The organism is Rhizobium tibeticum (assembly GCF_900110205.1).
GTDB classification, from domain to species: Bacteria; Pseudomonadota; Alphaproteobacteria; order Rhizobiales; family Rhizobiaceae; genus Rhizobium; species Rhizobium tibeticum.
Window position 1 is genome coordinate 138518 of record NZ_FOCV01000017.1, and the last position, 10185, is coordinate 148702.

At 59.5% G+C, this 10185-nt stretch carries 10 protein-coding genes; 3 read left to right on the forward strand and 7 right to left on the reverse strand.

Annotated elements, in window-relative coordinates; genetic code table 11:
- Positions 1 to 17: 17 nt before the first annotated feature.
- Positions 18 to 1904 (reverse strand): potassium transporter Kup, encoded by a 1887-nt coding sequence (locus BSG20_RS19440; protein WP_072377256.1) that lies wholly within the window; start codon positions 1902 to 1904, stop codon positions 18 to 20.
- A 150-nt stretch (positions 1905 to 2054) separates the two neighbouring features.
- Complete coding sequence (locus tag BSG20_RS19445) at positions 2055 to 3020, reverse strand: S1C family serine protease (protein ID WP_072377258.1); 966 nt, start codon at positions 3018 to 3020, stop codon at positions 2055 to 2057.
- A 264-nt stretch (positions 3021 to 3284) separates the two neighbouring features.
- Here BSG20_RS19445 and BSG20_RS19450 point away from each other — a divergent pair, with 264 nt between their 5' ends.
- Positions 3285 to 4061 carry a DUF1194 domain-containing protein gene (locus BSG20_RS19450; RefSeq protein WP_072377260.1) on the forward strand — a complete coding sequence of 259 codons (777 nt, stop codon included), beginning with the start codon at positions 3285 to 3287 and terminating at the stop codon, positions 4059 to 4061.
- Positions 4062 to 4096: 35 nt separating this feature from the next.
- Here the strand turns inward: BSG20_RS19450 and BSG20_RS19455 are convergent, their stop codons facing one another.
- Positions 4097 to 5512 carry an aminotransferase-like domain-containing protein gene (locus BSG20_RS19455; protein ID WP_072377262.1) on the reverse strand — a complete coding sequence of 472 codons (1416 nt, stop codon included), beginning with the start codon at positions 5510 to 5512 and terminating at the stop codon, positions 4097 to 4099.
- Between the two features lie 87 nt (positions 5513 to 5599).
- On the opposite strand from BSG20_RS19455, the gene BSG20_RS19460 reads away from it, so the two are divergent.
- The gene (locus BSG20_RS19460) at positions 5600 to 6463 is read left to right on the forward strand and encodes a DMT family transporter (protein ID WP_072377264.1); all 864 of its coding nucleotides are present in this window, start codon (positions 5600 to 5602) and stop codon (positions 6461 to 6463) included.
- Between the two features lie 434 nt (positions 6464 to 6897).
- Positions 6898 to 7410 (forward strand): response regulator transcription factor, encoded by a 513-nt coding sequence (locus BSG20_RS19465; protein WP_072377266.1) that lies wholly within the window; start codon positions 6898 to 6900, stop codon positions 7408 to 7410.
- Between the two features lie 11 nt (positions 7411 to 7421).
- Here the strand turns inward: BSG20_RS19465 and BSG20_RS19470 are convergent, their stop codons facing one another.
- The 4 genes from BSG20_RS19470 to BSG20_RS19485 all read right to left on the reverse strand — a co-directional run.
- A complete protein-coding gene (locus tag BSG20_RS19470) occupies positions 7422 to 8753 on the reverse strand; it encodes a hemolysin family protein (protein WP_072377300.1) in 1332 nt (443 codons plus the stop codon).
- Positions 8754 to 8978: 225 nt separating this feature from the next.
- Complete coding sequence (locus BSG20_RS19475) at positions 8979 to 9188, reverse strand: hypothetical protein (RefSeq protein WP_072377268.1); 210 nt, start codon at positions 9186 to 9188, stop codon at positions 8979 to 8981.
- Between the two features lie 206 nt (positions 9189 to 9394).
- The gene (locus tag BSG20_RS19480; protein WP_072377270.1) at positions 9395 to 9763 is read right to left on the reverse strand and encodes a response regulator transcription factor; all 369 of its coding nucleotides are present in this window, start codon (positions 9761 to 9763) and stop codon (positions 9395 to 9397) included.
- 69 nt (positions 9764 to 9832) lie between these two features.
- A partial coding sequence (locus BSG20_RS19485) for a response regulator transcription factor (protein ID WP_143147506.1) occupies positions 9833 to 10185 on the reverse strand: 353 nt, incomplete at its 5' end.

The window sequence follows — 10185 nt, forward strand, 5'->3', positions numbered from 1 at the left end:
ACCCTAATGGGCCTGTTTCAGATTACTGTCTGAAGGCCAAGCTCGACAACTCGCCCGCTCGGCAGCCCGAAGTAGTCGGTCGCATTGCTCGCGTTCCTGGAAAGGGCGATGAACAGCCTGTCCTGCCAGAAGGGCATACCTCCCTTCCTTGAAGGCAGGATGGTCCTTCGTGACAGAAAGAACGAGGTCGACATGATGTCGAACTTCAGGCCGAGCTTGCGCACGAGGATAAGCGCGCGGGGAATGTTCGGCGTTTCCATATACCCGAAGGTGATCACGATCCGGCTGAAGAGCGGGTTGAAGCTCTCGAGAAAGATCTTCTCATCGTCGGGCACAAACGGCGTCGTGGCGGTCGTGACGCTCAGGATGACGTTCTGCTCGTGAAGCACCTTATAGTGTTTGAGACTGTGAAGAAGTGCTGTCGGGGCGCCCTCGACGTCACTTGTCAGAAAGACGGCGGTTCCGGGCACCGTCGGGAGCTTCTTGCGGTCGAGATTGTTGATGATGACGGACAGCGGAATCTCATCGGCCCTTGTCCGCTTCGCAAGAAGCCTGCGTCCAGCCGTCCAGGTCTGCATGATAAGCGCCATGGCTGACGCCACCGTCACTGGAACCCAGCCGCCTTCGGCGAACTTGGCGACGTTCGCGACAAGAAAGCCGGCGTCGATCATGGCCAGCGGGACGATCACGGCGACGGCGCCGGCCAGCGTCCAGCTCCAGATCCGGTGCATGACGACAAAGAGCAGCACCGAGGTGATGAACATCTCCGCCGTCACCGCTATACCATAGGCGGCCGACAGCCCGCTGGAGTTCTGGAAGAAAAGGACCAGCGCGGCGACGAAGATGAAGAGCAGGCTATTCACCTGTGGCATAAAAATCTGCCCGGAATGCGTTTCTGACGTGTGCAAGATCTGAAGGCGAGGGAGCAGGTTCAAGTGCATCGCCTGTCGCACAAGAGAGTAGGCGCCGGAGATCACGGCTTGGCTGGCGATGACGGTGGCTGCGGTTGCGAGGCAGACGATCGGAAGCCTCGCCCATTCCGGATGCATACTGAAGAATGGATGGGCCGCCATCTCGGGATGAGAGAGGACGAACGCGCCCTGGCCGAAGTAGTTGAGCAGCAAACTTGGGAAGACGAGCGCGAACCAGGCGATCACGATCGGGCGACGGCCGAAGTGGCCAAGATCGACATACAGCGCTTCGGCGCCGGTGACCGCGAGGAAAACGGCGCCCAGCACCGCGATGGTCGATCCGAGATTGTCGGCGATATAGCGAAAGGCATGGAGGGGGTTGATCGCGGCAAAGACGGAAGGATCGTCGAAGATATGGATCGCGCCGCTAACGCCGAGCACCAGGAACCATAGGGCGGTGATCGGCCCGAACACCGACGCTACTCCGCCCGTTCCGAATCTTTGAACAAAGAACAGAACGGCAATGATCGTAAGCGTGATCGGCACAACCCAGTGCGACAGGGCGGGCGCGACGACCTCGATGCCTTCGACAGCCGACAGGACCGAAATCGCCGGCGTGATGATGGCGTCACCGAGAAACAGTGAAGCGCCCGCCACTCCAAGGATCAGAACCCACTTCGGATGGCCCCCGAGGCCTTCGCGTGCCAGCGTCATCAGCGAAAGCGTGCCGCCTTCGCCTCGGTTGTCCGCTTTCAGGACAAAGGAGACGTACTTTACGGTGACGACGATGGTAAGGGCCCAAACGATAAGGGAAAGGACGCCCAGCACGTTGGCATGATGCGCCCCCGATCCGGCCGTGGCGTGCAATGCCTCCCTGAAGGCGTAGAGGGGACTGGTGCCGATATCACCGTAGACGACCCCGAGCGCCGCGAGCACGAGCGATGGCATTCCGCTCCTAGTCTCGTGTTCCAGTTCCGGATCATCGAGGCGCATCTGGGGGTGGGGCAATTTGGGATCCTGATTGGCACCAAAGCGAAGGTTGCCACCGCGACGCTCGCATTGCAATGTCCAACGAGAGACTGTCTCGCGCGACCCGCCGAACTCGATCAAACGCGGAGTGTTTGACAGACCGCGTTGGCGAAGCTACTCCGATTTTGGTCGGTGTGCCGGCCGGACGATGTGTCGTTCAATCCGACCCGCCACCGAAAAGATCAACACCTCCACATCCATGTCGATCCTGTCGCCATCCAGAAGCCTGACCACGTCGTCGATGCCCGATGTGGGGTGGCCATCGATCGCAAGCAGATAGTCTCCCGCCCGAAGTCCTGCTCGCGCTGCCGGGCTTTCTTCCTCCACCCGGCGCAGACGAACGGCGGTTGTCTGACTAAGCCCAGCCTCCAAGGCCACTCGCCGATGCAGTTCTACGGTATCGGCTGCGATGCCGATATAGGCGCGCCTCACGTGGCCGAACCGCAGGAGCTCTGACACAACATGTTTGGCAGTGTTGGATGCCACAGAAAAAGCGATGCTTTGCGCGCCTTGGATCACGGCTGTATTGACGCCGATGACCTCGCCTGCCGAAGACACGAGTGGCCCGCCGGAATTTCCGGGATTGAGCGCAGCATCCGTCTGAATGATATCATCCATCAGTCGTCCGCTGGCGGCGCGCATCGATCGACCGAGGGCCGAAACGATACCTGCCGTCACCGTCCACTCGAAACCGAGCGGATTTCCGATTGCGATTGCAATGTGCCCGCGCTTTAACGTCTTGGAGTCTCCAAGCCGGGCCCAGGAACCTGCCCAATCATTCGCACGAATGAGCGCGAGATCGCTGTCCGGATCGCGACCCAGCACCTTGCCCTCGATCACAGCGCCATCTGGCGTTTTGATCCGAACGGATTTGGCATCGTCGACGACGTGGCTGTTCGTAACGACCAGACCATCGGGAGAAATCGCGAATCCGGAACCATGTCCGGCCCGACCGTCCACCCTTTCGATGCGATTGACCGCCGGGCCCACAAGATCGACCGCATTCGATACTGACTGAGAATAGGCATCCAGCAGGCTGGCGTCATGTGACGGCTGGACGCCACGATCAATGAAACCCATGAAAACTCCTCGGACGCGAGGCGTCCTATTTGAGGAACGGCAGCGGCTGCAAAGGCGAGAGGCTGTCGGTTCGACAGATTGAGATAGGGATATCAAATGAGATGGCATCTTGCTCAAATCAAGTGGGTCGAGCGGGTCGTCATTTCGCGCCCATATTACGCACGCATCACCGAAAGTTGACTTAGGGCATGCATCGCGACGTCGCCTGCTTATCAAGCTGTGTTACATTTTTGACAGATGGACAATGCGGTGAATGGAGCGCCGATGTTTGCAACGCTTGCGATGCTCATGAGCCTCTCCGGCGCGGCCCCGGTTACAGTGCAACTGGGTGGAGGCGAGGTTGACGTGAAACTCGTCCTTGCAGTCGACACGTCCCGGTCTATGGACCAGGAGGAGGTTCGCATCCAGCGGGAGGGCTATGTCGAAGCGCTCAGGCACAAAGAATTTATTGAGGCGGTGACGGGAGGGCTCACCGGACGCATAGCGATCAGTTACTTCGAATGGGCGGGCTATGTGGTGCCCGGTTCCGTCATCGACTGGCATGTGATCGAGACGGAGCAGGATGCGATTGGCTTTGCCAGCATGCTTGAGCAGAGACCAATCACCACGCAGCGCCGCACGTCGATCTCCACCGCGATTGCCCAAGGGGCTGCAATGATCGTCTCCAGCCCCTATTCAGGCATGAGACAAGTGATCGACGTCTCCGGCGACGGCACAAACAATTCCGGAAACCCGGTTGCGCCAACCCGCGACAAGGCAGTGGAGGCCGGCATCGTCATCAACGGACTTGCACTCATGTTGCGCCCCTCTGGCGCACCGGGCGGACTCGACAAGTATTATGCCGATTGCGTGATTGGCGGCCCCGGTTCCTTCGTCTTGCCAGTCAACAAGATTGAGGATTTCGCTGTAGCAGTGCGCCGCAAGCTTGTCCTGGAAGTCAGCGGTCTTTCTCCCGCGCCGACGATGGACAGGATTGCAGACCAACCGGCGACCGACTGCATGGTCGGTGAGCGGCAGTGGCAGGATATGTTTGATCGATGATGGCACGAGGCTCGCCTCGCCTCGCCTTTGTATGCTCAGCCCCCCAGCGTCTCGCGCAGCACATCGAAGACCCGCTTATCAAGCGTCTGGGAAACATTGAAACGGATGAAGTTCTTTGCAGATTGGGAGAGGCTGAACGCATTTCCAGGCGCCAAGACGATCTTCCTGTTCAGGGCAGCGCGTGCGACATCGGCTGCGTCAACATCGTCGGGCAGTCGGCACCAAAGGAACATTCCCGCCGAAGGTTCGTGCCAAGGGACGATGCCGAGGTCCTTCAGTCTGGCCGAAACCTCGAACATCGCTTTCGAGAGCCGGCTGCGCAGAACCTCGACGTGCTTGCGATAGCTGCCATCGCTGAGCACCTTGTAAACAAGCTCGGCAGAGAGCCGCCCGCCGCCGAAAGAGGTCGCGATCTTGAGATCGATCAGCCCATCAACCCATTCCCGCTTTGCGGCAATGAAGCCGCAACGGGCCGAGGCAGACAGGGTTTTCGAAAAGCTTCCGATATGGATCACTCGGTCCAAGCCGTCGAAGGCCGCCAGGCGCGGAGCCGGCGTATGCTCGAAATCGGCGAAGATATCGTCTTCGATGATGGTCAGGTCGAGCTTGTCGGCAAGTTTCAAAATCCTATGGGCGACAACGGGGGAGAGCGTGGCGCCCGTGGGGTTATGGATTGCCGAATTGGTGATGTAGAGGCGCGGCCGATACTCTTCCACGGCCTTAGCGAAGAGCTCGACGTTCGGACCTGAAGGCGTATAGGGAACGCTGACGATCTTGGCGCGGTGCGCCCGCAGCAGTGCCTGGAAATTGAAATAGCACGGATCGTCCACGAGCACCGTGTCGCCCGGTTCAAGGAGGAACCTGCAAAGCAGATCGATGGCCTGGGTCCCGGACTCAGTCAACATGATCTGATCCGGCGATGCCTCCATCCCTCGCTCCGCCATGCGCCTCGCGATGTGTTGACGCAGTGGCGGCAATCCGAGAGGCGAGCCGTAGTCGGCGAGCGCCGTGTTGCCGGCGCGCGACAGCGCCCGCAAGGCCCGGCGAATGCCGTCTTCTGGCAGCCACGACGGTGGGAGCCAGCCGCAGCCTGGTTTTAGATTGGTGTCATCGGCCTCCAGCGACTGGCGCGATACCCAGAAGGGATCGACGGCACGGTCCAGCTTTGGGCCGACCTCGGAAAGCGAAAATGGAGCGGCCTGGTTTGCGACGTAGAAACCGGAACCTTGTCGGGACAGGATTACACCTTCAGCAACCAGGCGCTCATAGGCATCGACGACCGTCGACGTGGACACGCCCGCTGTTACGGCCATTGCCCGAACCGACGGCAGCTTCGCACCTGGCGTCAAAATGCGACCGCCGATCCGTTGTCGGATTGTGGCCATGACCATCGCCACTCGGCTGATATTGCGTTCCGCAGTTCCATCCATCTGTACTGCTACCTCCGGCATAACAGTTTTCTAAAACTGTATCAGACTGTCACTGGCGTGACTATGCCTCCGGCCCGATAAGGACGGCACATGAGAAAGGCAAGATACATGGACCGCTCGGCTTCTGGATGGCTTAACGGCCTTATCGGCGTAGTGATCTTCAGCGGCTCGCTGCCCGCAACGCGTGTGGCGGTCATGCAGTTTGATCCGGTGTTCTTGACGGTCGCGCGGGCGGCAATCGCCGGTGCGCTGGCGCTTTTGCTGCTGCTTTTTTTCGCAAAGAAGCGTCCAGCAATGCGTGATGTCTTTTCGTTGGTCGTGGTCGCCGCAGGCGTGGTCGTCGGTTTCCCTTTGCTGACTGCACTCGCGCTGCAGCACATGACGTCGGCGCACTCGGTCGTCTTCATCGGCCTGTTGCCCCTTGCCACCGCCGTCTTCGGCGTCATCCGCGGCGGAGAACGTCCGAAGCCGGCCTTCTGGATCTTTGCAGTGATGGGAAGTGCATTGGTCTGCCGTTTCGCCTTGGCGCGGGGCCCCAGCGCTGCGCCCGTCGGAGATGCTCTGATGATGGCGGCGATCATCGTCTGCGGGCTCGGCTATGCCGAAGGCGCTAAACTTTCGCGAACATTGGGAGGATGGCAGGTCATTTCCTGGGCGCTCGTCTTGTCGCTCCCGCTGATGATCCTGGCATCGATCTGGTCGATGCCGGCAAGCTTCTCGGATGTCGACGCCCCTGCGCTAGCGGGCCTGGTCTACGTCTCGCTCTTCAGCATGCTGATCGGCTTTGTCTTCTGGTATCGGGGCTTGGCGCAAGGCGGCATTGCCAGTGTTGGGCAATTGCAATTGCTTCAACCCTTCCTCGGTCTGACCCTGGCGGCGACCCTGCTGCATGAAACGGTGACCTGGACCATGTTTGCAGTCACCGCCGCGGTCATTGCCTGCGTGGCGGCTGCCCGCAAGTTCGCACGATAGCAACGGCCACTACTGCCGCTTCCCGGTCAAGCGGCAGCCACGCTCCCCGACTGTTGCTCGTTGCCTCGTCGCTGCCGATGCCGACTTCGATCTGCGGCAGCTCGACGCGATTGGCTATTGTGTGGTTTGGACCCGACGATCGTTAGAAGCGTAGATCCAGCTGTGACTGCGACGATAATGGCGCGCGTCGTCGTGGTAGCGCGATCGAAGCGCGGCTACTATCACGAACTACCGCGCGGGCTTTCCTTTCTCGCGTGACGGCTTCGCGGGGAACGCTTTGTACCAGTGTTCTAGCCAATCTAACCGTATGTATAGTGTCTGGCGCCCTGCAATCCTCCTACACTTCCAGCCACGTGAACCAAGGGGGAATGACGATGACTTCGGCTGATCTCATTCATTCGAGCAGGTATCGGGCTACCACCAGGCGAAATGCGGTGTTAATCGCCGATGCCGAAGTAGGGACGGCCTCGCCACTTGTCGAAAGCCTGATCGAGAGTGGCCTTCATGTATGTCTCGCCGATACCGCCGATGCGGCAAGACGGCACCTGCGCGAAAGAACCATCTCTTTCGCCATCGTGGAACTCGTTTTCGATGATGGCGATGGCATCGGCCTGGTTGAGGCTATCGCAGCAAGCTATCCGCGCTGCCGCACGCTGGTGCACAGCCGCTTCTGCAACCTGTCAAACGCCGTAAAGGCAATCAAGTCGGGCGCCAGTGATGTTCTTCCCAAGCCCACCGATGTCGACTTTCTGATTGCCGTTCTGCTGAACCAGGATCTCCGACAGCCGACGTTCCTGTCGTCCTTCCCGGCTCCCAGTAATGTCCGCCAGGAGCATATCAGGGACGTCTACATGTCATGCGGCGCCAATGTGGCGCGCGCTGCACGCCAATTGTCCATGCACCGACGGACGCTGCAGCGCCTCCTCAAGCGCACCCCGCTGTTGTGAGGGGCAAGGTCCTAGATGCCGGCATCACTCGTCGCGGTGCGGGTCGCCAATATCTTGTCAATACGCATCCCGTCCATGTCGATGATCTCAAACCGCCAGCCGTCAAAGTCGAACATTTCACCAACCTCTGGAATACGCTGCAGCTGGTGGAGGGCAAAACCTGCGAGCGTGTGGAAATCGCCTTCGGGCTTGTCGCGCATGCCAAGGCGATCAAAGGCTTCGAATGCCGGCATCATCGCATCGACGAGCAATGAACCGTCCGCGCGTACGACGACATCTGGTTCCTGATCCGCACCCGGAAGGTCTCCCGCAATTGCCTCCAGCAGGTCTGTCTGGGTAACGATGCCCTCAAGGGTTCCGTACTCGTCGATGACAATCGCAAGCCGCACCGGCGATGCCTTGAAGCTGTCGAGGACCCGAACGACCGATGTCCTCTCGTGCAGCACCAATGGTTGCTTTATCACATCCATGGGACGCAATTTGCCCCCGTCCAGCACCTGATCGAGCAGGTCCTTCTTGAGAACCATGCCAATCGGTTCGTCGATCGATCCTCGCGCGACGAGGAGCTGCTCATGTCTACACTTCCGGATCGTGGTGAGGATTTCCGCTTGACTGCCATCGGCGTCGAACCAGTCGACATCAAGCCGCGGTGTCATGATATCGGAGATTGGTCGATCTCCTATGTTGAACACGCGTTCGAGCAACTGCTGCTGGACCTGATTGAGAAGGCCAGCCTCTTGGCTCTCGGCAACAAGTAGTTTCAGTTCTTGTGGCGAATGGAAGGAGGCTTCGCCAGTGCCGGGATGAAGCCCTACAGCACGCAGTACGAGGTTGCCCATGCCGTTGAGAGTGAAGATGGCGGGCTTGAAGATCACAAGGAACAGGCCAAGCGGTCTGACGACGGCCAGCGACGTCACTTCGCTTCGTTGTAGGGCAAGGCTTTTTGGTGCCAGTTCACCGAGGACGATATGGAGCGAAGTGATGATGACAAACGCAATCACCACGGCAATGGTGTGTGAGCCAGTGGCAGCCCAGCCCGCCGGCAACCAGCCCAACAGCGGCTCGATGAGGTGAGCGAGGGCAGGTTCCCCGACCCATCCAAGCGCTAGCGAGGAAATCGTGATGCCGAGCTGCGTGGCAGCAAGGTTTGCATCGAGGTTATCGACAGCGCGCTGCAGGGCCGACGCGTTCATCCTGCCGGCGGCTACGAGTTCGGCGACGCGACTGCGCCTGACAGAGACCAAAGCGAACTCTGCGGCGACGAAAAACCCGTTTGCCGCAACGAGTAAAACTACGGCAAGAATTCCGAGGTAGTCGAAAATACTGCCATCCTGATCGGGCATGCGGAAAAGCTCCAGCTGTCGAAAGAGCTGGAACTTTAACATGACGGTGAGTTAGTCATCTATCGCGAAGGTGCGACACTCCCGGCCGTCGTTGTCAAAACTCGACTTTTGCCAATCGTCCTCACCTGTCAGTTCCTTCCAGCGACCATGGCCTGTGGCATGTCGCCTTCGGGGTGACTGCGGCGCATGGCACCGAAATTCGGCTTCGCGCCGAGGTCCAGCCGGTCAGTTGCCGGAAAAGGAGTTGTCGATCGACGTGCGGAGTGAGCGAAGCCGCTTGTCGAAACGTGTCACGTCGATCGTCTCCACGGGCTCGTCACGCCGAAGTTCGCATCGCAATGTGTATGATCGGCGCGACAGGTGATTGACCAGGCTGACACTCAGGGACAGCAATCCGTTTGTCTCCGACAGGTGGGTGTTCTTGAATGAGAGCATCGTCTTGTCTCCTTGCGCGTGTGGCTTCGGGACACGCCTGTAGCAGGCGACACAGGGTCGCTTGCCCAGACGTGTCGGTCAGGGCATGAATGCAGCGGCGAAGCGCCAAATTCCTGATCTTGCACTTCGCTTCGCTCAGGTGAGCCGTGTTGATGTGGCGCGCTCTGGTATTCGAGAGCGCAATCACTGCAATTTCCCTTCACCTGTCAGTGCCCGAGCGCCGACTCCAGGCAGCCAATCAGCTTTTCGATATCGACGGGCTTTCCAAGAAATGCGAATGCACCTGCGTTCATCGCCCTACTGCGCGTCCGTTCATCCTTGTAGGAGGTGACAAAGATCATCGGGGGGCGCTGCGAATGCTTGTTCAATTCAGCCTGCAGCTCGATCCCACTGAGGCCGGGCATCTTCACATCGACGAGCATGCAATCGATCGCGGATCGCGGTTCGAAGGCGAGAAACTCTTCCGCCGAGGCGAACAGCTGGCACTCGTAACCGCAGGACTTGACGAGATCATCCATGGCTTCACGGATGGCCTCGTCGTCGTCTACGACGGCTATGGTAGGAACTGGGGGCAATGAAACGACCTTTTCTGACTGCTTTTCTAGTTCTTGTTATGCGCTCATGCCCGCTGCAAAGATACCATACTAAGATACAGGTGCCCGTCCGCCATCGCCCAGCACTTCGGCCTTCCTGACAAGCTCGGCCACCGAGCGAACTTCCATTTTCCGCATCACATTGCCGCGGTGCAGTTTCACCGTGACCTCGCTGATGCCGAGCTCATAGGCGATCTGCTTGTTCATCAGCCCCCTGACCACCGCCTCCATGACTTCGCGCTCACGCGGTGTCAGGCTTCCCGCTAGCGAGGCCACGGCTTGGCTCTGCGCATTCTGGCGTCGGCGCACTGCATCGCGCTCGATCGCCGTCGCCACCGCGTCGAGAATCTCCTGATCCTTGAAGGGCTTGGTCAGAAAGTCGACGGCGCCGGCTTTCATTGCCC

Coding starts and splice junctions, on each gene's coding strand:
- BSG20_RS19440 (WP_072377256.1), bottom strand. CDS start 1,904: ATGCGCCTCGATGATCCGGAACTGGAACACGAGACTAGGAGCGGAATG.
- BSG20_RS19445 (WP_072377258.1), bottom strand. CDS start 3,020: ATGGGTTTCATTGATCGTGGCGTCCAGCCGTCACATGACGCCAGCCTG.
- BSG20_RS19450 (WP_072377260.1), top strand. CDS start 3,285: ATGTTTGCAACGCTTGCGATGCTCATGAGCCTCTCCGGCGCGGCCCCG.
- BSG20_RS19455 (WP_072377262.1), bottom strand. CDS start 5,512: ATGCCGGAGGTAGCAGTACAGATGGATGGAACTGCGGAACGCAATATC.
- BSG20_RS19460 (WP_072377264.1), top strand. CDS start 5,600: ATGGACCGCTCGGCTTCTGGATGGCTTAACGGCCTTATCGGCGTAGTG.
- BSG20_RS19470 (WP_072377300.1), bottom strand. CDS start 8,753: ATGCCCGATCAGGATGGCAGTATTTTCGACTACCTCGGAATTCTTGCC.
- BSG20_RS19475 (WP_072377268.1), bottom strand. CDS start 9,188: ATGCTCTCATTCAAGAACACCCACCTGTCGGAGACAAACGGATTGCTG.